This window comes from Cysteiniphilum sp. JM-1 (assembly GCF_008711525.1).
Lineage (GTDB): Bacteria > Pseudomonadota > Gammaproteobacteria > Francisellales > Francisellaceae > Caedibacter.
The window spans coordinates 22,349-46,593 of sequence record NZ_VXKS01000006.1; the positions used below are offsets into that span (position 1 = coordinate 22,349).

A 24,245-nucleotide genomic window follows, 5' to 3' on the forward strand; every position below is an offset into this window, starting at 1 on the left:
AAAGTTAAGGGTGAACCATGACAGAGGTAAAAGTTCCTGTTTTTCCGGAATCAATCGCAGAAGGTACAATCGCAACATGGCATAAAAAGCCAGGTGATCGTGTTGAAGAAGGCGATGTATTGGCAGAGATTGAAACAGATAAAGTGGTAATGGAAGTCCCAGCAATGACAGCTGGTACAATGGGTGAGATTACTAAGCACGAAGGTGATACGGTTCTTTCTCAAGAAACGATTGGCTCAATTACGGCTGGTGTGGCAAGTGATGCCCCAGCTGCTGATCAGTCTGCTGAAGCAGTGCCAGCAGCAACTTCGGCAGCTTCATCAACTGGCGAAGCTGTTACGGTTAATGCGCCAACTTTCCCTGAGTCAATTGCTGAAGGTACGGTAGCAACATGGCATAAAAATGTTGGTGATCAGGTTGAAGAAGGTGAAACATTAGTTGAGATTGAAACTGATAAAGTGATGATGGAAGTGCCAGCAGCGCAAAGTGGTGTATTGGTTGAAAAACTTAAAAATGAAGGTGACACGGTGCTAAGCGCTGAAGCGGTTGCTAAGATTGGTGCAGGTAGCGTGAGCAATGCAGCAGCAGTTGCGCCAGTGGCAGCAGATGTAAAAGAAGCTCAATCACAAGATCATTTATCACCTGCTGTGCGTCGCGCAGTTAAGGCTAATGACGTTGATGTGAATAACGTACAAGGTACAGGTAAAAATGGTCGCATTACCAAGCAAGATGTGGTCAGTGCGCCTGTATCTACACAAGCGGCAAAACAATCACCAGTAGCGCAAGCGGCTGATGTGATGAGCTTTGAAGGTGATCGTTCTGAGAAGCGTGTGCGCATGACTCGTTTGCGTCAAACGATTGCAAAACGTTTGGTTGAAGTACAACATACCAACGCGATTTTAACGACGTTTAACGAAGTTGATATGAAGCCTGTGATGGATTTAAGAAAACAATATAAAGATCTTTTCCAAAAGACACATGATGCGAAACTTGGCTTTATGTCATTTTTCTTAAAAGCAGCTACAGAGGCGCTAAAGCGTTTCCCTGAGGTTAATGCATCAATAGATGGCACAGATGTTGTCTATCATGGTTTCTTTGATATCGGTGTGGCAGTTGGCTCAGATCGAGGTTTAGTCGTTCCTGTTATTCGCAATGCAGATCAAAAGTCTTTTGCTAAGATTGAGAATGAAATCATCGAGAAGGCCATTAAAGCACGCGATGGCAAATTGTCATTAGAAGAGATGCAAGGTGGTACATTCACAATCACCAATGGTGGTACCTATGGCTCAATGCTGTCAACGCCAATTATTAATGCACCACAAAGCGCGATTTTAGGAATGCACAATATCGTTGAGCGCCCAGTCGTTGTGAATGGTGAAATCGTGATTCGTCCGATTATGTATTTGGCATTGTCGTATGATCACAGAATTATTGACGGTAGTGTGTCGGTTAAATTCTTAAAGACTATTAAAGAGTTGATTGAAGATCCAGCTAGAATGTTGTTGGAAATCTAATTTTTATACTCTAAATATTCGTGAATTAAGCGATGATAATTGATAAAGCGTTGCTTGCTGATTTTATCAGCGGCAACGGCTTCATTGATGGCACAACCTTTTGTATTTTCAATGTGTTCACAGTTTCTAAATTTGCACTCATTTTCTAATTGTGTGAACTCTTTAAATCCTGCAAAAATATCTGCTTTATCCAAATGCCAAATACCAAATTCACGAATGCCTGGTGAGTCGATGATGTTAGTATCTTGATCTAGATGAAATAATCGCGCACTGGTTGTGGTGTGTTTGCCGCGACTGTTTTGCTCGGAAATCTCACCTGTAAGCGTTATATTCGTGCCAAATAAGGCATTAAGCATCTCAGATTTTCCAACACCTGATTGACCAACAATAATCGATGTTTTGTGCTGTAAAAGCGTCTTAAGGGCTTGAAGATTTTTATGACATAAAGCAGAACAAGTAATTAGTTCATAATCTAATCCGCGATAAAGATGAATAATTGCCTCTAGCTGTGCCTTATTGTCAGCATCATCAAATAAATCCATTTTGTTGAGCACAATAATCGGTTTGACATTCATATGATGTGCAGCGACGAGATAACGATCGATATAATGCTCAATTGGCGGTGGGTTAACGGCAAGCATAATAATCAGCTGATCAATATTTGCTGCCATCGTTTTGTGGTTGTGTGCGAGTTTACTAGGACGAATGAGCGCATTACTTCGAGGTAAGATTTGGCAGATAACACCATACTCACTGTTGTCTTGCGGCAGATAAAGCACGTTGTCCCCTGCAACAATAGCGCCTAGGTTTTGACGGTATTGGCAAAAAATAATCTCACCTATTTGGCTTTCAAGCTCAATGAGTTTGCCGCGATGTGATATCACAAGCGCTGACAAAGCATGTGATAAATCATCATGAGATGCTTTATGTTCTTTGATATTGCGCAGCTGTTGTTTAGTTAAATTACGTTTTGCCAATGGTATTCTTAATCTTCAAAGAGTGTTGCAATGGATTATAGCCATTGACATAAAATAATACAGCGTAGATTGTTGATTAATGTCTATTAATTTGCTGGTAAATCTTGAAATTGTTTAATCTTCAAGCCATTATTTAAGCGGATATGAACTTAAGGATCAAGTAAGGAGTTCGCATGTTAAAAGGAAAATTTTTACTCACCTTTGATTGGGTTGTAAATTATTTTAAATCATTTAACCAAGCTGCCAGTAAAGATAAGAAGACACTTGAGCGTTTGCGCTATATTATGAAATTAGCTGCAGCACGAGGGTGCAAATCAAGCGGCATGTTCTTAGAGCGACTATGTCATATGGTGTTACCGGTGACTGAGATTCGCAAGGGCACCAAGCGTCTAGCGGGGTTTGTATCCCCTGAGGAGATGAAACTGTTATTAAGCAGTGTGTAACCTTAACAATAGACCTTAAACTGCTTTAGGTGAGTTTGGTTTGATATCCCATAACTTTTCTAGCTGATAGAATTCTCTGGTGTCTTCTTTCATAATATGGACAACAATATCCGCAAGATCAACAAGTACCCAGTCGCTCTTAGCTTCACCTTCGACACCCAAAATAGTGACATTATTCTTCTTGGCAGTCATCTCAAGATTATTGGCTAACGCTTTGGCGTGAGTGCCAGAGTTTGCAGTACAAACCACAACATAGCTCATCAATTCAGTTAAATGCTCCACATTCATTACAGTGATGTTTTCAGCTTTGACATCTTCTAAGGCACTGACGGCGAGATCTAGAATTTCTTTTGTTTCCATAGTTTTAGTAGGATTTTTTGTCTATTTTCAAAGCATAGCAGTTTAGTCGAAGTTGGGAAGACAAGCAAGGAGTATATTTTACTGGTGCGGATGCGTATTTAAAATATATCCTGTTTCAAACATTTAGGGCTATCATTTTCAAGCTGCTTTACAGTATTTTCTAAGCACAAGATAGCCGGCAAATCCTGAAATTAATGAACCACCTAAAACACCAACTTTGACCATATTCATAAGCTCTGGTGTTGCAAAGGCGAGTGTGCCGATAAAAAGGCTCATGGTAAAGCCAATCCCACAAACCAAGCCAATGCCGTATAGTTGCCCCATAGAGAGTTGGCGTCCAATTGTGAAATATTTGGTTTTGCTAAAGAGATAAAGACTAATAAATATTCCGATTTGTTTTCCTAAGAATAATCCTAAGATAATCCCAAGTGATACCGGATGAACTAAATGAGATAAATTCATGCCACTAAAACTAATTCCTGCGTTGGCAAAGGCAAATAATGGTAAAACCATGAAGATGATCCACGGATTTAGACTATGCTCAAGTTTTAACAGCGGGGAGTTTTTCTCAGTGTGTGGAATGGTGAGTGCCAAAGCGACACCTGCAAGGGTAGCATGTACGCCTGATTGTAAAACACACAACCACATAATGACACCAACAATCATAAATGGCGCAAGTTTTCTAACGCCTAAGCGATTCATGCAAATAAGTACCACAATACAGATAATAGCGGCAAATAGTGATATAAGCGACAAGTTGCTGGTGTAGAATACGGCAATAATCACAATCGCGGCAATATCATCAAAGATAGCAATAGTCGTTACGAGTATTTTAAGTGATGTCGGAATGCGCGAACCAAGCAGTGCTAATATCCCTAAAGTAAAGGCAATATCTGTGGCTGTTGGAATTGCCCAACCATCGATATAATTTGGATTATGCTGGTTGATGAGAAAGTAGATAAGTGCAGGTACCAATAAGCCAAATAAAGCAACAATAGCAGGAATGATAATATTGGACTTACTGGAAAGTGTACCACCAACAAACTCGCGTTTTATTTCTAAGCCAACTAATAAGAAGTAAAGCGCCATAAATCCATCATTAATCCAATGGACTAGATTTTTCTGTAAAGCAAAATTACCAATGGATACGCCAGCATAAACGGTTTCTAACATATGATAATACGGACTAAGCCATGAGTTATTGACAACAATAGCAGCAACTGCCGCGGTAAATAAAATAATACCACCAATGACCTCAATGCTGAGCTTTCTCTCTTTGCTCATGAATGATTTTCCCCTTCTTGTTTTCGGATTTTTTAAACTGCTCTTTATGGTAGAGTGTTTTGAAAATTACTCAATGCGCTTTATAGCAAGTGTTTGAATAAGTGTTGATGTGATGGTGTCTTTATAAATGGAATATTCATCGTTGTTTTTAAAATACGCCTGACCTGTGCGCACGAATGGACCCAAAATAAGACCAAATACCATGCTGGTTACCGCCTCATCACTAAGTGTGCTGGTAATCTGACCTTTATTGCGATAAATCTCTAAGTAATCTAAGAGCGTTTTCCATTTACTACCTTCTGGTGCGTTACCCAGACCAAACAGCTGATTTTTACCACTTTCAAGGCGTTGCCAATCAAAAAGTCTTACAATATCAGGGTTCGCATATAATAATTGCAAGCGCATATTGATAAAGTGTTCTAGAAATTCAGCAAAATTACGGTCTTTATCCAGGTTGTGATCGCCCATCCAGCCACTATCAATCAAGAGACTAACTTTGACCTCTTGCCATAAGTGAACCTTATTCTCAAAGTAATGATAGATCAAAGAAACAGGAACATTTGCTTTGGTCGCAATATCGCGTAGAGATGTGCCATCAAAGCCTTTTTTGACAAATAATTTTTTGGCGGCATTGACGATTTTCTTTTGACCTTTTTGCTTCTCTGTCACACAGGGCTCCTTATGTTAATGCTGTGGCATTATATACCGCTTGTACGCTATTTTACAGACTTTCCTAGCCGAGTTGTGTATATACCGCTCACAAATCATTTTACAAAATCACTCATCACCATCAGGGTGCAGAAAAAGAATGTTTTCAAGATTAATATTCATAAAGGTGCACTCGCTAATTGCTTGTGCGTTTATGTCCGTGTGAATCTTGACATTGCGCAGTGCAATAAACTTGCCGCTGGTCTCGCTATTGATATGATCAGTTAGGCGCACACCAACACGTACAGATATTTCGCCTTTGACAATGTACTTATGGGTGTAAATTGTGACGGCAATAAAATCTCGTGCACTATTTTTAGAGTCTGCTGCATTATAATAAAAGGGCATTGTTTCATCCTTGATTCAACTTAAAGATAACTAGAGTATAGAGCACAATGCCAAAAAAGCGAGACTAGCCAAACCAGCGACTAAAAAATCCAGCGCGTTCAATGCTGCTATTAGCATAAATAGGAATTTCAATCACTTGGTATTCTCCCGCACTAATGACAAGTGTGCCTACTTTTTGTCCTTTATTGATGGGTGCTTTAAGCCCCGGTAGGAGTACGATTTTTTGAGTCAAGTGATTAACAAACGATTTAGGAATTGTTTTGGTGATGGTCTCTTTGCCAATGACGGTGAGTTTAGCATCTTTCGTGGCATCGGTAATAGCAGTGTCATCAAGTGAAATAACACTATCTTTAGTGTATAGTAGTTGATCGACAAACTTGCTAAAACCAAAATTCAACAGCTTTTCAGATTCCTGCTCGCGCACATAAGCGCTAGGTGAGCCAAGAATCACACTGATATAGCGCTGGTTATTCTGTACAGCAGAGGCAACCAAATTATAACCTGCTTTCTCGGTATAACCTGTTTTGATGCCATCGGTTCCTTCAAACGTACGCAGGAGCTTATTGCGATTATGTTGAATAATGCCATTAAACGTAAACGTTTTTTCAGAATAGAGCTTATAAACTTTAGGGTAATGCTCAATAAAGCTGCGCGCTAAAATCGCCATGTCATAGGCGGTGGTGTATTGATTATCCCCAGGCAATCCATCAACCGTGGCAAAATTGGTGTCGTTCATGCCAAGCGCTTTGGCAGTTTTGTTCATAAGATTAACAAAATTACTATCAGAACCGGCAATGAATTCAGCCAGTGCAACGGCAGCATCATTGCCAGATTGAATAATCATTCCTTTTAATAAATCATCAACGCTAACACGCGAGCCTTGCTTGACAAACATTTTAGAGCCAGGTGTCTTTGCGGCGGTTTCACTTATTTTCACTGTTTGATCTAGTTTTAATGTGCCTTGGTTTAACTCACCTGCGATAATATAAGCCGTCATGATCTTGGTAAGACTTGCCGGCGCGCGTTTTTCATGCATGTTGTGATCGGCAATAATGTCACCTGTTTCAAAATCCATCAGCAACCAACTCGCAGCATTGAGTTGAATTGGATGTGGTTTGATAATAATAACAGGTGGACTGCCTAGTGTGTTAGCAATTGAAAGTGCTGGTGTTCCGGCAAAAGCAAATGTTGCGATAAAGGTACCAAAGAGTATTTTTTTAAAGTAGGTTAATTGCATTACAAGGGGTTTCCATTTCTCATGACAATGCTAGAAAGATAGCAATGAGTCTTAGCTATTTCAAGGGCTTATAGCGAAAGCTTATTTTGTATTCGCCGTATTTGCTGTTTTTCCTGCTTTTACTGATGAAGAACTTGTTGCAGCAGCATTACTAACCTTGTTATCTTTACTGTCCTTGCTGTTAGCCGTTGGCGTTACATTGGTGGTCTTTGCCGCTTTTGCTATTTTTGCTGTTTGTGCTTTTTCTTCTGCCAGCATGTTCGCTTTAATTTTGTCTAAGGTTGGCTTGATATCGGCATATGCTTTATCATGCGTTTTCTAAAATCTCCTCTGGACCAAAGAACTCATAGTTAATGTGCTCAGGTTTTATTTTCCAGTTTTTTAGAATCTGGTAGGTATGCTGCATAAACCCGCGAGGTCCGCAGAAGTAATAATCACATTCTTTAGTTGGTAATATCTCATCTAACCAATCTTGTGTTACATAACCATGGCGATGTGCGCGCATATTTTGCATATCCTCATTTTGCGGTAAGCTATAGCAGTAAAAAACTGCTAAATTAGGCATTCTATTGGCAATATCGTCAACTTCATGGGCTAAAATTTGCGACTGACTATTTTGTGTTGCGTGGATAAAATACACCGGCTGTGTTGTACCAGATTGATGTAGAAAATTAAGCATATTAAGCATAGGAGTGATACCAACACCTGCTGAAATTAACACAATGGGTTTAGCTATTTCTTGTGGGTTTAATAGAAAACTGCCCGTCGGTGCACTGATAGCAATTTCATCCTGCTCATTGATATGTTGATGTAGGAAATTCGACACAATCCCTGGATGTGTGGCATTGCGTTGTTCTTTTTTCACGGTTATCCGATAAGCGTTTTCATCGGCAGCAGATAAGCTGTATTGACGCATCATCTGACCATTTTGCGGATGATTGATTTTGACTGTGATATATTGCCCAGCTAGGGAAGGTGCTAGGCGCTTGCCATCTTGAGGCTTAAGATAAAAAGAAGTTACATCACTGTTTTCAGTGACTTTTCGATCAATAATAAAAGACTTAAACCCTTGCCATGTACCCGTTTCATTTGCCTGCTTGGCATACAATTCACTTTCTTTTTGAATCAACAAATTAGCTAAAAAGCCATAGGCTTCAGCCCATGCATTGAGCACGTCATCCCCTGGGTTTAAAACTTCAGTGATTGCTGCAATAAGGTATTTAGCAATGATTGGATAGTGTTCTGCTTTAACATGGTTGGCAACATGTTTAGTAACCATCATGTCAACGGCTTGTGATAAAACAGTAAGATTATCGATGTTTTGCGCATAGGCATAAATAGCATTAGCTAAAGCTTTAGGCTGCGCACCTGAGCGTTGATGTGACTGATTAAAAAGCATTTTGATCTCAGGCTCATTGGCAAAGAGGTTTTTATACATGGTTTGAGTAATCTCAAGACCTTTATCAGCTAAGATTGGCGCAGTTGCTTTAACGATGTTAATAGTTTGTTGAGATAGCATATATGCTCCTTTTTTAACGTGTGAAATTAAATATGTGATAAATATACATATTTACAAATATGCATGTCAAAAGCATATTAGCAAAAGTTTAATAAAAGTTGAGAAATATCAATAATATGCAACTAACGAGCTTTACGGATTATTCATTGCGCACTTTGGTGTACTTAGCCATGCACCAACAACGACTATGCACAGCAAAAGAAGTTGCTGAGTTTTATCAGATCTCACAAAACCACATGGTTAAGATCGTGCATAATCTAGCAAAACTCGGTGTTATTAACTCATCAAAGGGTAAAGGTGGAGGCATTGCCTTAGCGCAAGCACCTAAAGAGATTAATATTGGTGAATTAATTGCTAAATTGGAGCCAAATTTTTATATGGCAGAATGTTTCAATCAATCACTGAAAAATTGTGTTTTACTGCCTGACTGTAAGTTAAAAAGCGTTTTAGGTAATGCGCTTCAAGCATTCTTTAATGAGTTAAATCAACATACTTTAGCGGATGTTATAAAATAGCATTGACTGTGCTGAAAAAGGGCGGATCAAGCTGTTTGCTAAATTTTGCTATTTTGGCTATTTAGTGCACGCAGGAAATTGCTGTATACTATGCAAACTATTTCTCACTGGGAAAATCAATGAAAAAAATTCTAATTATTAATGCCAAAAAGCATTTTGGGCATTCTAAGGGGGCATTAAATCAACATATGTCTGATATCGCTCAGTCACATCTTAGGTCTTTAGGGCATGAGGTTCGCGTAACTGTAGTTGAGGATGGCTATAATATCGAAGATGAAATCAATCATATTTTATGGGCAGATGTTGTTATTTATCAAATGCCTGCCTGGTGGATGGGGCCACCATGGACCGTTAAAAAATATATTGATGAAGTTTTTACATATGGTCATGGCAGGCTTTATGTTAATGATGGTCGCAGTCGAGCTGATCTATCTAAAAAATATGGCTCGGGTGGATTGTTGCATGGTAAAAAATATATGCTATCAGTGACTTGGAATGCCCCAACTGAAGCCTTTGAAGATCCTAAGCAGTTTTTTGAGGGGGCAGGGGTTGATGGTGTTTATTTACCGGTGCACAAGGCAAATCAATTTTTGGGCATGCAAGCCTTGCCAACCTTTATGAGCAATGATGTGATTAAAGACCCTCAGGTTATTAGCGATGTTGATCGTTATAAAAAGCATTTGGATAAGCTCTTTTCTTTAGAATGTGTACAAGCATCTCAAAATGTTGCTTTAGAATATTAATCTGAAATTGTAATAGAGCGTCCAGTATCAGCATACTGAATATAAATTTCCTTACTCGGACGCGGTAAAAAGTCGCCACCTTTTTGTGGCCATTCAATGAGTGATATTGTGTCATTGGTAAAGTAATCACGAATACCGATCCATTCCAGTTCTTCAGGATCGCTTAAACGATATAAATCAAAATGCTGAAGGGTGATGCCATTAATAGGGTAAGTTTCAACTAACGTATAAGTAGGACTCTTGACACTTCCGGTGAAGCCTAAGCCTTGTAAAATGCCTTTGGTTAAGGTGGTCTTTCCCGCACCTAGGTCACCATGAAGATAGATAACATCCCCCTTGTTTAAGCTTTGACTAATTTGTTTGCCAAACTTAAGCATTTCAAGTTCATTTTCAATAACATGCTGTTTGGCTTTGTTTTGCTCTATCGTCATAGTGTTTAAATGGCTCGATTATGGTGACTATCAATTATATGGCATTATGCGCCAGCTACTTTAAAGCTGCAATAAACGCACTGAGTTATTTTAAACATTAAGATGAAAGTGGTAATATTTGCCTATCATTTGTTGGTAATTTAAGGATTTAGCGTGATCAAATATGAAGTAACCCTTTATGTTAGTAAGGAAATTGATACTGAATTTTTTCAATGGTTAGAGCAGCATGCTGCCGAGATGTTGAAATATAACGGATTTGTCAGTGCGAAACTGTATCAGCAACTTGAGTGTAAAGATAATAACAAGGTATTCGTTGCCTGCTATGAGCTTGAAACGCTAGAGTATTTAGATGACTATTTGAAAAATCATGCACAAGCTATGCGTGAAGATGGCGTGCGAAAGTTTGGAGATAAATTTAGTGCAACAAGGCGAGTTTTGGCTCTAGAGGAAGAGCTAATTGCTAATACTTCAGTCTAAGACTAAGTATTCATCCATAAGTGCTCACCGTACCCTGAGCATAAGTCGAAGGGTAAACTTAGGAAAGTTACACATCACAGAGGCTTCGACTTACGCTCAGCCAACGCTTATGCAATCAAAGTGGGCGGGAATATGATCATAGCCATACTTCAGTTATTGAGAGACCGTGATTTTATCCATATATTTATTGAGTTCGCCAATTAATACAAATGACCCAAAAACAATAACAAGATCATCAGAGTGGGCATTTATTGTAATGTAATCAAATGCAGCAGTAGCGTTATTAAAGAATGTGCTGTTATGTGGAAAAAGCTTATTTTTATGTTGATTAGTTAATGGCGAAAAACGCGGATCGATTGTGCTTAAATCAGGAATAAGCCATTGATTAACAAATCCTTTCCCGCATTCAAGAATATTTGTTATATCTTTATGCTGATTGGCGCTAAAAATAGCAAGCACGCGTGTTTTGGGTGTATGCATTAATAAGGGTTTAACCTGAGTGAAAAAGTGCGCCACCGCCTGTGGATTATGCGCAACATCAGCAATCATTAAGGGCTTGTCTTGGATTATCTGAAAGCGCCCAGCAACGCGATAAGATCCTAAGTCATTAGGTAGCAAGAGGGTATTGTCAAAGTGCCTAATGGCAGTTAATGCACAGTTCATGCTGTTAGGATGAATAAACGCATTATTTATATTGTTGTTATGCTTGGCGTAGATAACTTTAGCACTAATCTGGTGTAAATAACTAAGGGCACTTTTAGGAAAATGATCACTAATAATAATGGGCTTATTTGCTCTGGCAATATGTGCTTTCTCAAGTGCGATTTCCTCAATTGTGTTGCCAAGCATTTCACAATGATCTAACGCGACAGTAGTAATGATGGCAATATCTGCATCAAATAGGTTAGCTGGATCCAGTCTGCCGCCAACGCCAACCTCAAGAACCACCCATTTTGGTTTTTGTGTTTGAATATAAAGCCATGTACTCACAAAGCTAATAAAGTGGTAATGCAGTTTGATTTCAAGCGCTAAACACAAGGTGTAAATTTGTTGTAAGTAGTCTAGCAGGTCGTGATCATTAATGAATTGTTGATTGTGACTAATGCGTTCATTAAAAAAACGAATATGTGGCGAGGTATGACAAATATGATCAATGGCATTATGCTGAAAAATATGTGACAAGATGGCAACGGTTGAGCCTTTGCCATTGGTGCCTGTTACAGTAATAATATGCGGCACATAGCTGATATTTAAGCGCTTAAGGAAAAGTTTTAAATCATTAAGTGTTGCCTGCGGAAAATCTAAAGAAGTAATTTGATCAATAGTTTGTTCAATACGCTGAGATAATTGAGTATCTACAATGCCGTTGTCCACGGTTAACCCGCGTGGTTATGCTGCGTTGGCAGCAATTTATCCAATAGGTGACTAATGTCTTGTGGCAAGTGATGACGGTGAACAATGCGATCAACCATACCTTTTTCAAGCAAAAACTCACTGCGCTGAAAGCCTTCAGGTAGCTTCTCACGCACGGTTTGTTCAATGACTCGGGGGCCAGCAAAACCAATCAATGCATTAGGCTCAGCAATATGGATATCACCAAGCATTGCCAAAGATGCTGAAACACCACCGGTGGTTGGGTCTGTTAATACCACGATATATGGCAGTTTATGTGCTGCTAATTTGGCAAGAGCTGCACTGGTCTTTGCCATTTGCATTAATGAAAACAGTGACTCTTGCATGCGCGCACCACCACTGGCGGTAAAGCAAATAAGTGGTTCTTTCTTTTCAATGGCAAGATCAACAGCACGTACAAATTTCTCGCCAACAACCGAGCCCATTGAGCCACCTAGGAAGCTGAAGTCAAAAATAGCAGCAACGGCAGCTTTACCTTGAACTAAACCTTCAAACACTAAAAGGGCATCATTTTCTTTGGTTTTCTTTTGCGCTGCAGATAAGCGATCTTTATAGGATTTGGTGTCTTTGAATTTTAAAACATCTTTGGGTTTAACATCATTGAAATATTCAACGGCACTATCTTTATCAAAGAAATAGCTCGCACGTTGACGCGCATTTAAACGCATATGATGTTCGCAGTTAGAACAAACCAACATGTTTTCAATCAAATCGGGTAAATACAAAACGGCATTACAAGAAGGGCACTTGTGCCATACGCCTTCAGGAAGCTCTTTCTTTTGTGAATCTGAGCGTAATTGTGGAATAATTTTCGTTAGCCAACTCATGGTGTGGTTTATTACCTTGGTGCTTACACATAACGCATCATTTTATACTACAGTCATGCGAATTTACCAGTGTTTATTTAGTTTGAAGGCGGTTTTCTGTTACACTAGTGCCTCATTTTAGTATTTAGTTATAGAAAATATGAATAAAGCAAATAATCAATCAAAAAAGATCGTTTTAACAGGTATTACGCCATCAGGCACGCCGCATATAGGTAATTATATTGGTGCGATTAAACCCGCGCTTGAAATGGCAAAAAATCCTGAGTTTGATGCCTGTTTTTTTATTGCCGATTATCACTCACTGATTAAATTGTGGGACAGTAAGCTAAGACAGCAATATATCTATGAAATTGCAGCCACTTGGTTGGCTTTGGGACTTGATCCTGAGCATGTCATGTTTTATCGCCAGTCAGATATTCCTGAAATTATGGAGCTTAATTGGATATTAACTTCAGTGACTGCCAAAGGGTTGTTGAATCGTGCGCATGCCTATAAGGCAGCAGTAGATGCCAATATTGCTGAAGGTGAAAAAGATGAGGAAGCAGGTATCACCATGGGGCTTTTTAATTATCCGATGTTGATGGCAGCGGATATTATTATGTTTAATGCGGATTTGGTACCTGTTGGTAGAGATCAGATTCAGCATATTGAAATCGCGCGCGATATTGCTAATCGTTTAAATCATATCTACAAGTGCAATTTGCTTAAAGCGCCTGAAGCGATGGTTGATAAAGAAACGCAAACAATTCCAGGTTTAGATGGGCGTAAGATGTCCAAAAGTTATAACAATACGATTCAGCTATTTGCACCAAGCAAGCAATTAAGAAAGCAGGTGATGAAGATCGTGACCAACTCTCAACTACCTGAAGAGCCTAAAGATACAACAGAGTGTACGGTGTTTGCATTATATAAGCACTTTGCAAATGAATCTGAGGTAGCAGCATTGGCTGAACGCTACCAGCAGGGTATTGGTTGGGGTGAAGCCAAACAAACATTGTTTGAAAAAATGGATGAAGTATTAACGCCAATGCGTGAGAAGTATGACTATTTGTTAGCGAATAAGCATATTATTGATGAATACTTGGCAAAGGGTGCCAACAAAGCGCGCGTTGAAGCAAAGCAGTTATTGGATAAGCTTAAGCAACAAATTGGTATGTAATTTACGATGTACTGTATTATTGCAAACTTTGGTGATGATAGTGTCGCACTCATTCAGCAAGTTTATGAGCTTGGCTTAGAAGAGGTGATTGTCTTGTCTGTTGATACAGGTTGGCAGGCAAGTGCTTGGCAGGCGCGTGTTGATAGCGCGCGGTCATGGGTTCATGAGCTTGGATTTGACTCCGTACATTTAAAGCCTGAGCATGATTTTAGTGCATTGGTTAGGGCACGCAAGCAATTTCCATCACAACAGTTTCATTGGTGCGCGGGCTTTCTAAAGGGTATGGCGATTTTAAATTGGCTTGAGGCGAATGATGAAGACCTTGAGGCCGTTGTGCTATTAGCAAATCGTCGTGCAATGAGCAAAGCACAGACTGATTTACCTGATAGTATCTTGGAGTCTGAACGTTATGATGACCGAGAAGTATGTTACTTATTAGCAGATTGCGATGAAAGTAGGCGTGATGATTTGATTGCTAAAACACCCTTTAAAATACCTCTACATCATCGATCACTTGAATGTCAGCCATGTATACACCTAACCAAAAGAGATGTTGTCACTTTGTCAGAAGATGATATCAAGCGTACGGTTGAGCTTGAGCAAGATATTGGACAGACGATGTTTGATAAAAACTTTGTTGAATATTTAACGACTCTCAAAAAAAACACAAACTATTATGATGAGTTTGCCAAGACCTGCAGCTGGGATTATGGCTGCGGGTTATAGGTGTTTAGTTATGATGAAGAAATAAGTTACACGACGCTTTACCTCTCCCCTTGTGGGAGAGGTTGTGGAGCAGAAGCTGTACGGGTGAGGGGTGATTAAACTTGTGTTTACCACGCAGGAATAGCCGCATCATCAGGGTATAATTTCTCAGCCAGTTTTGCCACTTGTGGTGATTGATACGCTTTGACAAACTTCAGTAATAACGGATTGTTTTTGTCATTATCGCGAACAACAATAATATTGGCAAAAGGAGAGTCTTTTGGCTCAGCAAATAAGGCTTGCTTTAAGGTCATATGTGCTTTAGGCAAAAAGTCATTATTAATCACCGCAAGGGTGACACTATCGAGATTGTTAGGAATCTGATCTGCTTGCAGTGGAATGATTTGTAATTTAAGTGGATTATCAATGATATCGTTTAATGTCGCTTTCCAAGTGACACCCGGCTTTAATTTTATTAAACCCGCATCCGCTAAAATCATCAAAGCACGTCCACGATTGGTAGGATCATTTGGAATTGCAATTTTAGCACCGATTGGTGTTTCTTTAAGCGATTTAATTTTCGTAGAGAAAATCCCCATCGGATATATAAATGTCTTACCAATTTCCATGATTTTGTAGCCAAATTCTTTGATTTGATTTTCTAAAAATGGAATATGTTGGAAAACGTTGGCATCGATATCACCATTGTTTAGCGCGCGATTCGGCAGATTATAATCACCAAAGGAAATAAGCTTAACATTAAGCCCGTATTCCTCTTTGGCAACTTCCTGCGCCATTTGCATGATTTTCTGCTGTTCAGGCGACTGGGTATAACCCACGGTAATCATATTGGTATTTTGACTTGCTTCATAAGTGTTATACGTCACTTGAGCTGCCGATCCTGCCACTAAAATAACGACCAATGCCCAAATGCTGGTGATTTTTTTGCTGCCACTTAGATACTTGCCATAGGATTGGCATAGTTGTACTAAGATGATTAACAATACAACGCCACCGTAAAGTAGGAAGTAGTTGCCGTTGTTATAGCCTTGGAAGTAGGTCAGATCGCCAAGACCGCCACCGCCAACGATACCTGCCATGGCTGAATAGCCAATAAGACCAATTGTCGTCAAGGTCGCAGCATCCACCAATAAGGTTTTGGCTTCAGGTAATAATACCTTAAAGATAATCTGCCACTTTGTCGCACCCATGGCATTAGCTGCCTCAATCAAGCCTTTATCGACTTCTGAGATTGCTGATTCCGCGAGACGCGCATAAAAAGGTAAAGCGGCAATGGCAAGAGGGACAATCGATGCCGTGGTGCCAATGGTCGTACCCACAAGAATCTTGGTCAGCGGGTAAAGCAAAATCAGCAAGATAATATAAGGAATAGATCGGGTGACATTGACAATGAAGCCCACAACTTGATTAAAAAGTCTTATACCAAGGTTTTTTTGGTTATGCGATAGATGTAGCAATACACCCAAAATCAAACCACCAATAACCGCAATCACTGTTGCGATAAATACCATGTAGATTGTTTGCCATGTGGCGAGTGCTAGATTAGAAAGCATCGATTGCAGCATAACCGATCACCTCAATTTTAATTTGTTGTTGATGTAAGAAGCTTAATGCTTTTTCCCAGTGTTCTTTCTCGCCAAGCATGTGGCAAATGGTGACCCCAACGGATTGTGCCTGAATACGCTCAATGTTGGCTTGGATAATATTGCAAGCCACTTTGAATTTGCTATTAAGCTCAGCAATCACAGGTGTGGTAATACTGTCGCCTAAAAAAGTCATTTTAATGACAGGGGTCAGATGCGGCGCGGTATATGGATCTTTGTGCAATTTATCTTTTATTTCATCCGGTAGATTTAAATGCATGCTTTTTTCAGTAAAGCTTTTGGCAATGGTTGTTTTTGGATTTAAGAATAGCTCAGTGACTGTGCCTGTTTCTTGAATCAAACCATCGTCGATAATTGCCACTTGATCACAGATCTTGCGAATTACATCCATCTCATGGGTAATCAAAATAATCGTCAGATTCAGTTTGTGATTGAGTTCTTTTAATAACTGCAATATCTGATCAGTGGTCTCAGGATCAAGAGCAGACGTTGCCTCATCACACAGTAATGCCACGGGATCACACGCCAAAGCACGTGCGATAGCCACACGCTGCTTTTGCCCACCGCTTAACTCATCAGGATAGGCTTGCGCTTTTTGCTCTAATCCAACAAGATTTAGTAGCTCATTGACTTTAGTTTGGATTTTGGCTTTGCTGGCGTGTTGTAATTCCAGCGGGAAAGCAATGTTATCAAACACCGTACGCGATGAGAGTAAATTGAAATGTTGAAAAATCATGCCAATTTTCTGGCGCGCCTTTCTTAGCTTGTCTTGAGAAAGCTTGGTAATATCGTCATCATTAATGAAAATATGCCCCTCGGTTGGCTGCTCTAGTAAATTAATGCAGCGAATAAGCGTGCTTTTGCCCGCACCACTTTTGCCGATAATGCCAAAAATCTCACCATCTTTAATCGAAAGATTGAGGTTCTTTAGGGCAATATGGCGAGCATGCTTTGATAGATACTCTTTTTTGAGGTTCTGAATCTCAATCATATTATTGTTCCCACTCTTAGTGCAGTAATGCATCAGAAAAAATATAGTAACAATATTTTCTGCCACTCGTAAATCACTTTGCGTAAGTTTCATTGGATTGAATTCAAACGTATGAAAAATCAATTCTTTAGTTTGCTTTTAAAGCCTATGTGATAGAATTTTTGCTCTATTTTCTATCAAAGTGAGTTGTTATTAGATGTTGATTGCTGCGTTATTAAGTTTGCTATTATTGCAATTGTTAGGGTTGATGTTACCAGGTCCTGATTTTTTTATGGTATTAAGATCATCGATTCGGTATGGGCGAAATCCTGCAGTACTTGTCGCACTTGGGATTGCTACTGGGGTGCTATTTTATGCAACCCTTGTGGTGCTTTTATTGGATTATCTGAGTGATAACTTTTTGATTATTGTGCATTGGATTGCCTTGTTTGGTGGATGTTATTTATTGTATATCGCGTATAACTGCTTTAAGGCATCCAAAGGCAAACACTCATTAGAAGCAAATGTCAGTGAAGTGGTTAAAATATCAAAGCGTCATTTATGGCTTACGGGCTTTTTGTGCAATTTATCTAATCCCAAAGTGATTGTGTTCTTTGTTAGTTTGTTGCCGTTGTTTGTTTTGAAGTCCTCAGCGCTTTGGTATCACTTAAGCATTCTTGTTGTGATGTTTTTAAGTACGTGGATTTGGTTTAGTTTTGTTGCTTATGTCATGGGTTCACAGCGCGTTAGAAATATCTTTGTTAAACATATGGCAAAGCTTGAAATTATCTTCTCAGTCATTTTAACGATTTTTGCATTGTTGCTTGTTTACTCGTTTGTAGAGTCAGTGATTTTGTAGTGATGATGTAATAAGCAAACTACTGACTTATTTAGGTTAATTCCGTTATTTAGCTGTTTCACTTTGGCATATATGGCATTGATACGTTAGAATTTAGCCGTATTGAGGAAAATTGAGTAAGTCACTCCAGTAAATAAAAATAAATGAGGTTTACATGTCACCAGAACATATTGCACTAATTCAACAATGGGGCTATTGGCTTATGTTTGGTGCGGCAATTATCGAAGGTGAAACTTTTTTAGTGCTAGGGGGTGTTGCCGCCGCCGCTGGTATGCTTGATTTGGGCTGGATTATCCTCTTATCGATTATTGGCTGCTTGATCCATGATTGTTTCTTGTTTTATTTAGGGCGCTATTTGGGTCCTAAGATTTTAAAGCGTAAACCCAATTGGCAACCGAAGATTGATCGTATTAGCCTGATGATTGATAAATATAATTTTTGGCTCATTTTAGGCTTTCGCTTTGCTTATGGCTTAAGAACGATTATTCCTTTTGCTTTGGGCATGAGTAAGATTAGCAATATTAAGTTTATGGTGTTTGATACCATTGGTGCCATTATCTGGGTGCTGGTGTTTTTACTAGGAGGCTATTACTTTGGTAATGCACTTGAGGTTATACTGCATAAACTATCGCTCACACATTTAGTGAAAGAGTATTGGCATATCTCAATTATTCTCTTGTTCCTCGTTCTATTTACGGTGAGCTTTTTACTGGTAAGGCTAAGGAAAAGGCGTGCACGTAAGAAGCAAGAAAAGCAAAGTAAACAATTAAAACTTGATATGGAAGTATAATATGCCAGCAATTGAAATCACCTTAGCCTCCAAGCAGGCAGCATTAGAAAGTTACTTACCTTTTGTTAAGCAAGGTGCACTAACTGTTTATCATAGTAATGCGCTTGATTTTGGGCAAGAGACCGAGCTTGTAGTGCGTTTGCCTGAGTTAAAACAAGAGTTAACCTGTAAATCAAAAGTGATCTGGATTTCGGCAGATGACTACCAAAATGACAAAAAATATGGCTTTCAGCTATTGGGTGATGCTGGCTTTGAAATCAACCAGATACTTGAGAATTATTTGGTGGGTATGATAAAGCATGACGAATAAGGCAAGTAAGATAGTTCCACTCAGATAAATAAAGGTGTGTGCATGGCAAAGCCAAAAACAAATTATGTCTGCCAATCGTGCGGTGCAAGATCACCAAAGTGGCAAGGACAATGCCCTGATTGCTTGGAATGGAATACTTTAGTTGAAACTCAAATAAGCATCAAAAAATCAATAACCAACAAAGTGGGCTATGCCGCTGTTGAGGCAAAAGTACAAAAGCTCAATGAGGTTGCTTTAGCCGATTATCCACGCATTCATAGTCCATTTGCAGAATTTGATCGGGTGATGGGTGGCGGTATTGTGCCGGGCTCTGTAACCTTAATTGGTGGTGATCCAGGAATTGGCAAATCATCGATTTTATTGCAAATTATGACGGTGTTATCACAGACTCACACAGCGCTTTATATCACAGGTGAGGAATCACTCGAGCAAGTTGCACTGCGTGCGCAACGCATGCAATTACCTAATGATAAACTACTGTTGATGAGCGAAACCAATGTAGAAGTGATTTGTCAGTATATCGAGACGCATCGCCCGCAATTAGTCGTTGTTGACTCGATTCAAACCATGCAGATTGAAGTTTTGCAATCAGCTGCCGGTGGTGTCGCTCAAGTCCGTGAATCAGCTAGCTTATTAACGCAAACGGCTAAACGCTTAAATTGCGCGGTTTTTTTGGTTGGGCATGTGACCAAATCAGGTGAAGTTGCAGGTCCTCGAGTGCTTGAGCATATTGTTGATAGTGTCATTTTTATCGAAGGGCAAACCGATGGGCGTTATCGTATGGTCAGGGCGATGAAAAATCGCTTTGGCGCGGTAAATGAACTCGGTGTTTTTGCGATGACTGATAAGGGTATGCGCGAGGTTAAAAACCCATCAGCAATCTTTCTTAATCGCGCTGAGGATGATATCTCAGGCAGTGTTATTATTGCAATATGGGAGGGCACGCGTCCGATACTTGTTGAGGTTCAGGCGCTTGTTAGTGAAAACGGCTACGCTCAGCCTAAGCGTTTGGCATTAGGACTTGATCCTAATCGCTTAGCGATGTTATTAGCAATTATGCAGCGTCATTTAAGCGTGCAATTAAGTGATCACGATGTCTTTATCAATATCGTTGGTGGTATTAAGGTCAATGAACCCAGTATTGATTTGGCGATTATTGCCGTTATTCTCTCAAGCTTATATAACCGACCGATTGCCAAAGACTGGATTATCTTAGGCGAAGTAGGGCTCTCAGGAGAGATACGTGCGATTCCCTATGGTCAAGAGCGCTTAAGTGAAGCACAAAAGCATGGCTTTAAGCATGCGATTGTGCCACAGGGCAATATGCCAAAAAAAGATATTGGAATTGAAGTGCAAGCCATTAAGAAGCTTGATGAGTTGAAGGCAGTTTTGTTATAAATCATCATTAGACTTTTTAAGGCATTTTTTTTACTATACTGTTTTCTGCATATAAATGGAAAATCGCCAATGATGAGGTGGCATAGATGTTAATAATACTAGGTGTAATCATTCTACTGATACTAATTGTTTTAGGCTCATTATATATTTGGTCGAATAAAACCTTAATTGCCGTTATGCAGTTGAAAGAGCGTCAGCGTTATATGTGTAACTTCCACCATATCAACTATGTGCCGAATTTCAAACCGGCGGTGGTTATTAGTAATAATGTTAATTTATTTCTAGCGGTTTTATTGCAGCGAATTGCGCGACAAACAGTAACAGTGGTCATGGAATGCCAAAACCCGCCGTCAAAGTTAGTGGATTATTTGTTAAAAAGAACGGGTGTTACGATTATTTCACAATCCTTTTTGACCTCATGGAATAAAGAAGGGGTGCTTTTGGTATCTCAAGAACTTTATGCGGATGTAATAAAGCTCAACAATGAAATTATCCCCATGCAGGTGTGTGGCTTTGAATGCATTAAATATACGCGTGGGCGTAATGTGCCGCAGTGGCTGCATTTAAGCTTCTTTGAGCCAATTGGTATCGCGCTGACTAAAAAAGAGTTATCGGATCTTTTAGCAGAGAAAAATATCTATGCCTGGGAGCGTTACATTTCCCTGATGCCATCGATTCCAGAGGTTTGGATTAAGCAAGCAAAGGCACGTAAGGGTAAAAAAGTCATTGCCGATTCAACAGGTGTTGAATTAAGTTCTGAGCGTTTATTGGTTGCAACGCTTGCGCTATCAAAATTACTTGAGCCAATTTTACGTGAACAGGAGCGTGTCGGTATCTGCTTGCCTCCGAGTGTTGGTGGGGCAATGGCATTAATGAGTGGCTTTGTACTTGGTAAAACACTGGTTAATTTAAATTATACAGCGTCTAAATCAGCACTTGATGCGGCTATTTCTGAGTCCAATATCAAAACGATTATCACCTCAGGGCGCTTTATTGAGCAGTTAAAGAAAAAAGGCTTTTTCTTAGAGGAAGTATTTAGTAACTCAAAAATTATTCTTTTAGAAGACATGCGTCAGCAACTAGATAAATTTACTTTATTGAAGACTTTATTGCATGTGAAACTATCCTCTGCCGAGCAGTTGATTAATCACTATGTTACACGCGTGGCAACGGATCACACCGCAGCGATTTTGTTTAGTAGTGGCAGTGAGGGCAAACCTAAAGGTGTCGTGTTAAGTCATAAAAATATTCTAGGCAATGTCAAACAATCAATGATTATCTTAGGTGCTAAATCGGATGACTCTATTTTAAGTATTCTGCCGATTTTCCATGCTTTTGGATTAACAGCAACAACGATTTTACCGTTGCTTGAAGGCGTGTTTATGGTTTGTCATCCAGATCCTACCGATGCGGCGATGTTGGGTGAATTAGCAGATAAATATAAACCCACGATTCTCTGTGGCACATCAACATTCTTTAGAATTTACTCAAAAGCACGTCAGTTGACAGCTGAGCAATTCTCATCATTAAACTTCGTTGTTGCAGGAGCTGAAAAGCTTTTACCTGAAGTCAGAGCTATGTTTGAGAAAAAGTTTGACAAGATTATTTACGAAGGGTACGGCACAACTGAGTTAAGTCCCGTGGCAAGTGTTAATCAGCCAAATGAAGGCGATAAGATGAATAATAAAATTGGTACTGTCGGTAGTTCAGTGCCTGGTGGGCGCTTTATGATCATTGATCCTGAGTCAAAAGAAGAGTTGCCGATTGGTGAGGCGGGTATGATTACTTTTGGTGGGGTTAATGTTATGGAGGGTTACTTGCATAACCCACAAAAAACAGCAGAGGTTATTTTTAAGCGTCATCGCATTCGTTGGTATCAAACAGGTGACAAAGGCATGCTTGATGAAGAGGGCTATTTGACGATTTTGGATCGTTATTCACGTTTTGCTAAACTCGGTGGCGAGATGGTCAGTTTATCTGCAGTTGAAGAAGAGGTTATGTCATTGTTAGGTGCGGATAATGAAGAGAATGAGATATTAGCTGTGGCTACACCTGATCAGAAAAAAGGAGAATGTATATCGCTTTTATATACCATGGCAATGGACGCTAGCGATATTAAGCAGCAAGTCAATAGCGCTAAGATAAATAATTTATTGAAGCCACAAAACTATTTCCAAGTCGATGCCATTCCAAAGTTAGGTTCAGGCAAAACTGATTTTAGTGCGGCAAAACACAAAGTATTGGAGCTATTAAGGTAGTCTTAAAAATGGAGAGCTAATGAAAGCAAAAACACTGACTGTTGCATGGCTTATATGGCTTGTTGCAGCAATATTCTATGCGCTAGATTATTTCCAGCATACCGCACCTAGTGTGCTTCTGGCACCAATTGCACATTCACTTAACTTAGATGTCAATCAAGTCGTTTCGGTGATGGCAATTTATTTTCCGATTTATGCGATCGCCCAAATTCCTGCGGGATTGATGCTTGATCGCTTTGGTTGTAAATGGACATTATCATTATCCTGTCTTGTCATGAGTCTTGGAATTTTGGTATTTATCTGGGATCAATCCCTTAGCATGATGTGGGTAGGACGGATATTGATAGCGATTGGCTCGGCATTTGCTTTTTTAGGTGCTCTTAAAGTCGCATCTGATGTGTTACCGAATAATGTTTTCCCGATTGCAGTCGGTTTAACAAATACGATCGGGGTATTAGGTGGGATTTTTGGTCAGGTATTACTGGCTTACTGGATTGAAAAGCTTACTTGGGAAGGTGCATTATGGCTGATTGGCTATATTGGTGTGATGTTTTCATTGGTGATTTATCTTTTTGTGCGCCCACGTGAGTTTGTAACACACAAGGCAATCTCAAGAAAACTCTCAAAAGCGCATTTATACGTACTAAAGTCTAAAGATCTATGGTTAATCGCCATTTATGCTGGCATTATGGTTGGCACTGTAGTTAATGCTTTCTCAGAGCTTTATGATGTGGTGTTTTTACAATATACCTATCAGTTTGATGCAACGACTGCAGCATCGATCAGTGCAATGATTTTTATTGGTATTGCCGTGGGCGGTCCCACGCATGGCATTGTTGCCCGTCTGACAAATTCAAAAAAAGCATGGATGGTTATCACAAATGTCATGACGATTATTGTCTTTAGTCTGATTGTATTACTGCCTGATGTTTTTAGTATCAGCATGCTTTATGTGCTTTATTTTTTACTTGGTTTTTTTGTCTCAAGCATGCTACTAGCCTTTGCTGTTGTCGATGATATTTTCCCAAGTAAAGTGCATGGTACTGTTCTGGCGGTGGTCAATATGACGATTGGCTTGTCAGCTGCCCTTTTCCAGCATCTGGTTGATTATGTCAGTATGTGGATTAATGGTGGCGATTTAAAAGAAATTCATAACCCAAACGTTTTTACCGGTGCTTTTTTAGTGCTGTTGTTGCCTCTTTTCTTAAGTTTGATCTTGCTGATACTAACCAATGTCAAAGCAGGATTTGTGATGTTTCCTTTGAAAAAGTAAGTGATGATTGTATTTTTTTTACGAGCTTTATTGCGTAAGCGTTGGCTGAGCGTGAGTCGAAGCCGTTTACTGCCACTAAATTTCCCTTCGACTTCGCTCAGA

The 24,245-nt window shown here is 39.6% G+C and carries 26 protein-coding genes; 13 read left to right on the forward strand and 13 right to left on the reverse strand.

The window, feature by feature from the left end; genetic code table 11:
• Window positions 1-17 precede the first annotated feature (17 nt).
• Window positions 18-1,514 (forward strand): 2-oxoglutarate dehydrogenase complex dihydrolipoyllysine-residue succinyltransferase, encoded by a 1,497-nt coding sequence (gene odhB / locus F3D68_RS03860; RefSeq protein ID WP_151193152.1) that lies wholly within the window; start codon window positions 18-20, stop codon window positions 1,512-1,514.
• On the opposite strand, the gene rsgA is transcribed toward odhB, so the two are convergent.
• The gene (gene rsgA, locus F3D68_RS03865) at window positions 1,511-2,491 is read right to left on the reverse strand and encodes a ribosome small subunit-dependent GTPase A (protein ID WP_191092692.1); all 981 of its coding nucleotides are present in this window, start codon (window positions 2,489-2,491) and stop codon (window positions 1,511-1,513) included. The genes odhB and rsgA overlap by 4 nt on opposite strands.
• Window positions 2,492-2,664: 173 nt before the next feature.
• Here rsgA and F3D68_RS03870 point away from each other — a divergent pair, with 173 nt between their 5' ends.
• Window positions 2,665-2,934 (forward strand): hypothetical protein, encoded by a 270-nt coding sequence (locus F3D68_RS03870; RefSeq protein ID WP_151193154.1) that lies wholly within the window; start codon window positions 2,665-2,667, stop codon window positions 2,932-2,934.
• A gap of 15 nt (window positions 2,935-2,949) precedes the next feature.
• Here the strand turns inward: F3D68_RS03870 and rsfS are convergent, their stop codons facing one another.
• The 7 genes from rsfS to hmpA all read right to left on the reverse strand — a co-directional run bounded on the left by rsfS (window position 2,950) and on the right by hmpA (window position 8,390).
• Window positions 2,950-3,294, reverse strand: coding sequence for a ribosome silencing factor (gene rsfS / locus F3D68_RS03875; RefSeq protein WP_151193155.1), 345 nt, complete (start codon window positions 3,292-3,294; stop codon window positions 2,950-2,952).
• Window positions 3,295-3,432: 138 nt separating this feature from the next.
• Window positions 3,433-4,578, reverse strand: a complete 1,146-nt coding sequence (gene nhaA, locus F3D68_RS03880; RefSeq protein ID WP_151193156.1) for a Na+/H+ antiporter NhaA — start codon at window positions 4,576-4,578, stop codon at window positions 3,433-3,435.
• 66 nt (window positions 4,579-4,644) lie between these two features.
• Window positions 4,645-5,247 (reverse strand): TetR/AcrR family transcriptional regulator, encoded by a 603-nt coding sequence (locus tag F3D68_RS03885; RefSeq protein WP_151193157.1) that lies wholly within the window; start codon window positions 5,245-5,247, stop codon window positions 4,645-4,647.
• Window positions 5,248-5,355: 108 nt separating this feature from the next.
• Complete coding sequence (locus tag F3D68_RS03890) at window positions 5,356-5,634, reverse strand: hypothetical protein (protein ID WP_151193158.1); 279 nt, start codon at window positions 5,632-5,634, stop codon at window positions 5,356-5,358.
• Between the two features lie 64 nt (window positions 5,635-5,698).
• Window positions 5,699-6,871 carry a D-alanyl-D-alanine carboxypeptidase family protein gene (locus F3D68_RS03895; protein WP_151193159.1) on the reverse strand — a complete coding sequence of 391 codons (1,173 nt, stop codon included), beginning with the start codon at window positions 6,869-6,871 and terminating at the stop codon, window positions 5,699-5,701.
• Between the two features lie 81 nt (window positions 6,872-6,952).
• Window positions 6,953-7,129 carry a hypothetical protein gene (locus tag F3D68_RS11195; RefSeq protein ID WP_191092693.1) on the reverse strand — a complete coding sequence of 59 codons (177 nt, stop codon included), beginning with the start codon at window positions 7,127-7,129 and terminating at the stop codon, window positions 6,953-6,955.
• Between the two features lie 49 nt (window positions 7,130-7,178).
• Window positions 7,179-8,390, reverse strand: a complete 1,212-nt coding sequence (gene hmpA / locus F3D68_RS03900; protein WP_151193160.1) for an NO-inducible flavohemoprotein — start codon at window positions 8,388-8,390, stop codon at window positions 7,179-7,181.
• A gap of 116 nt (window positions 8,391-8,506) precedes the next feature.
• Here hmpA and F3D68_RS03905 point away from each other — a divergent pair, with 116 nt between their 5' ends.
• On the forward strand, window positions 8,507-8,905 hold the full coding sequence (locus F3D68_RS03905; RefSeq protein ID WP_151193161.1) for an RrF2 family transcriptional regulator: 399 nt from the start codon (window positions 8,507-8,509) through the stop codon (window positions 8,903-8,905).
• Between the two features lie 119 nt (window positions 8,906-9,024).
• The gene (locus tag F3D68_RS03910) at window positions 9,025-9,648 is read left to right on the forward strand and encodes an NAD(P)H-dependent oxidoreductase (protein WP_151193162.1); all 624 of its coding nucleotides are present in this window, start codon (window positions 9,025-9,027) and stop codon (window positions 9,646-9,648) included.
• Here F3D68_RS03910 and tsaE read toward each other — a convergent pair.
• Window positions 9,645-10,079, reverse strand: a complete 435-nt coding sequence (gene tsaE / locus F3D68_RS03915) for a tRNA (adenosine(37)-N6)-threonylcarbamoyltransferase complex ATPase subunit type 1 TsaE (RefSeq protein ID WP_224728224.1) — start codon at window positions 10,077-10,079, stop codon at window positions 9,645-9,647. The two genes, F3D68_RS03910 and tsaE, sit on opposite strands and share 4 nt — an antisense overlap.
• Before the next feature lie 153 nt (window positions 10,080-10,232).
• Here tsaE and F3D68_RS03920 point away from each other — a divergent pair, with 153 nt between their 5' ends.
• Entirely contained in the window at window positions 10,233-10,556 is a 324-nt protein-coding gene (locus tag F3D68_RS03920; protein ID WP_151193163.1) for a DUF4286 family protein, read from the forward strand.
• A 153-nt stretch (window positions 10,557-10,709) separates the two neighbouring features.
• Here F3D68_RS03920 and F3D68_RS03925 read toward each other — a convergent pair whose 3' ends face one another.
• Together F3D68_RS03925 and accD are read right to left on the reverse strand one after the other, a co-directional pair.
• Window positions 10,710-11,930 carry a bifunctional folylpolyglutamate synthase/dihydrofolate synthase gene (locus tag F3D68_RS03925; RefSeq protein ID WP_151193164.1) on the reverse strand — a complete coding sequence of 407 codons (1,221 nt, stop codon included), beginning with the start codon at window positions 11,928-11,930 and terminating at the stop codon, window positions 10,710-10,712.
• A gap of 2 nt (window positions 11,931-11,932) precedes the next feature.
• Window positions 11,933-12,796: an acetyl-CoA carboxylase, carboxyltransferase subunit beta gene (gene accD / locus F3D68_RS03930; RefSeq protein ID WP_117003185.1), complete on the reverse strand. Its 864-nt coding sequence runs from the start codon at window positions 12,794-12,796 to the stop codon at window positions 11,933-11,935.
• 139 nt (window positions 12,797-12,935) lie between these two features.
• On the opposite strand from accD, the gene F3D68_RS03935 reads away from it, so the two are divergent.
• Together F3D68_RS03935 and F3D68_RS03940 are read left to right on the forward strand one after the other, a co-directional pair.
• Window positions 12,936-13,955, forward strand: a complete 1,020-nt coding sequence (locus F3D68_RS03935) for a tryptophan--tRNA ligase (protein WP_151193165.1) — start codon at window positions 12,936-12,938, stop codon at window positions 13,953-13,955.
• A 6-nt stretch (window positions 13,956-13,961) separates the two neighbouring features.
• Window positions 13,962-14,681, forward strand: coding sequence for a hypothetical protein (locus tag F3D68_RS03940; protein ID WP_151193166.1), 720 nt, complete (start codon window positions 13,962-13,964; stop codon window positions 14,679-14,681).
• A 107-nt stretch (window positions 14,682-14,788) separates the two neighbouring features.
• On the opposite strand, the gene F3D68_RS03945 is transcribed toward F3D68_RS03940, so the two are convergent.
• On the reverse strand, window positions 14,789-16,246 hold the full coding sequence (locus tag F3D68_RS03945) for a MetQ/NlpA family ABC transporter substrate-binding protein (RefSeq protein WP_151193167.1): 1,458 nt from the start codon (window positions 16,244-16,246) through the stop codon (window positions 14,789-14,791).
• Window positions 16,224-17,276 carry a methionine ABC transporter ATP-binding protein gene (locus F3D68_RS03950; RefSeq protein ID WP_151193168.1) on the reverse strand — a complete coding sequence of 351 codons (1,053 nt, stop codon included), beginning with the start codon at window positions 17,274-17,276 and terminating at the stop codon, window positions 16,224-16,226. The genes F3D68_RS03945 and F3D68_RS03950 overlap by 23 nt, the downstream gene beginning before the upstream one ends.
• 196 nt (window positions 17,277-17,472) lie before the next feature.
• Here F3D68_RS03950 and F3D68_RS03955 point away from each other — a divergent pair, with 196 nt between their 5' ends.
• From F3D68_RS03955 to F3D68_RS03980, 6 genes are all read left to right on the forward strand, one after another.
• Entirely contained in the window at window positions 17,473-18,114 is a 642-nt protein-coding gene (locus F3D68_RS03955; RefSeq protein WP_151193169.1) for a LysE family translocator, read from the forward strand.
• Window positions 18,115-18,268: 154 nt separating this feature from the next.
• The gene (locus F3D68_RS03960; RefSeq protein WP_151193170.1) at window positions 18,269-18,904 is read left to right on the forward strand and encodes a DedA family protein; all 636 of its coding nucleotides are present in this window, start codon (window positions 18,269-18,271) and stop codon (window positions 18,902-18,904) included.
• A gap of 1 nt (window position 18,905) precedes the next feature.
• Entirely contained in the window at window positions 18,906-19,214 is a 309-nt protein-coding gene (locus F3D68_RS03965) for a PilZ domain-containing protein (RefSeq protein ID WP_151193171.1), read from the forward strand.
• A 42-nt stretch (window positions 19,215-19,256) separates the two neighbouring features.
• On the forward strand, window positions 19,257-20,612 hold the full coding sequence (gene radA / locus F3D68_RS03970) for a DNA repair protein RadA (protein ID WP_151193172.1): 1,356 nt from the start codon (window positions 19,257-19,259) through the stop codon (window positions 20,610-20,612).
• Window positions 20,613-20,698: 86 nt separating this feature from the next.
• Entirely contained in the window at window positions 20,699-22,870 is a 2,172-nt protein-coding gene (locus F3D68_RS03975; protein ID WP_151193173.1) for an AMP-binding protein, read from the forward strand.
• Between the two features lie 19 nt (window positions 22,871-22,889).
• Complete coding sequence (locus tag F3D68_RS03980; RefSeq protein ID WP_151193174.1) at window positions 22,890-24,143, forward strand: MFS transporter; 1,254 nt, start codon at window positions 22,890-22,892, stop codon at window positions 24,141-24,143.
• Window positions 24,144-24,245 lie beyond the last annotated feature (102 nt).

Excerpts from the sequence above, each read along its gene's own strand:
- odhB (WP_151193152.1), top strand. The coding sequence starts at position 18 with ATGACAGAGGTAAAAGTTCCTGTTTTTCCGGAATCAATCGCAGAAGGT.
- F3D68_RS03870 (WP_151193154.1), top strand. The coding sequence starts at position 2,665 with ATGTTAAAAGGAAAATTTTTACTCACCTTTGATTGGGTTGTAAATTAT.
- rsfS (WP_151193155.1), bottom strand. The coding sequence starts at position 3,294 with ATGGAAACAAAAGAAATTCTAGATCTCGCCGTCAGTGCCTTAGAAGAT.
- nhaA (WP_151193156.1), bottom strand. The coding sequence starts at position 4,578 with ATGAGCAAAGAGAGAAAGCTCAGCATTGAGGTCATTGGTGGTATTATT.
- F3D68_RS03890 (WP_151193158.1), bottom strand. The coding sequence starts at position 5,634 with ATGCCCTTTTATTATAATGCAGCAGACTCTAAAAATAGTGCACGAGAT.
- F3D68_RS03895 (WP_151193159.1), bottom strand. The coding sequence starts at position 6,871 with ATGCAATTAACCTACTTTAAAAAAATACTCTTTGGTACCTTTATCGCA.
- F3D68_RS11195 (WP_191092693.1), bottom strand. The coding sequence starts at position 7,129 with ATGCTGGCAGAAGAAAAAGCACAAACAGCAAAAATAGCAAAAGCGGCA.
- hmpA (WP_151193160.1), bottom strand. The coding sequence starts at position 8,390 with ATGCTATCTCAACAAACTATTAACATCGTTAAAGCAACTGCGCCAATC.
- F3D68_RS03905 (WP_151193161.1), top strand. The coding sequence starts at position 8,507 with ATGCAACTAACGAGCTTTACGGATTATTCATTGCGCACTTTGGTGTAC.
- F3D68_RS03910 (WP_151193162.1), top strand. The coding sequence starts at position 9,025 with ATGAAAAAAATTCTAATTATTAATGCCAAAAAGCATTTTGGGCATTCT.
- tsaE (WP_224728224.1), bottom strand. The coding sequence starts at position 10,079 with ATGACGATAGAGCAAAACAAAGCCAAACAGCATGTTATTGAAAATGAA.
- accD (WP_117003185.1), bottom strand. The coding sequence starts at position 12,796 with ATGAGTTGGCTAACGAAAATTATTCCACAATTACGCTCAGATTCACAA.
- F3D68_RS03935 (WP_151193165.1), top strand. The coding sequence starts at position 12,936 with ATGAATAAAGCAAATAATCAATCAAAAAAGATCGTTTTAACAGGTATT.
- F3D68_RS03940 (WP_151193166.1), top strand. The coding sequence starts at position 13,962 with ATGTACTGTATTATTGCAAACTTTGGTGATGATAGTGTCGCACTCATT.
- F3D68_RS03945 (WP_151193167.1), bottom strand. The coding sequence starts at position 16,246 with ATGCTGCAATCGATGCTTTCTAATCTAGCACTCGCCACATGGCAAACA.
- F3D68_RS03950 (WP_151193168.1), bottom strand. The coding sequence starts at position 17,276 with ATGATTGAGATTCAGAACCTCAAAAAAGAGTATCTATCAAAGCATGCT.
- F3D68_RS03955 (WP_151193169.1), top strand. The coding sequence starts at position 17,473 with ATGTTGATTGCTGCGTTATTAAGTTTGCTATTATTGCAATTGTTAGGG.
- F3D68_RS03960 (WP_151193170.1), top strand. The coding sequence starts at position 18,269 with ATGTCACCAGAACATATTGCACTAATTCAACAATGGGGCTATTGGCTT.
- F3D68_RS03965 (WP_151193171.1), top strand. The coding sequence starts at position 18,906 with ATGCCAGCAATTGAAATCACCTTAGCCTCCAAGCAGGCAGCATTAGAA.
- radA (WP_151193172.1), top strand. The coding sequence starts at position 19,257 with ATGGCAAAGCCAAAAACAAATTATGTCTGCCAATCGTGCGGTGCAAGA.
- F3D68_RS03975 (WP_151193173.1), top strand. The coding sequence starts at position 20,699 with ATGTTAATAATACTAGGTGTAATCATTCTACTGATACTAATTGTTTTA.
- F3D68_RS03980 (WP_151193174.1), top strand. The coding sequence starts at position 22,890 with ATGAAAGCAAAAACACTGACTGTTGCATGGCTTATATGGCTTGTTGCA.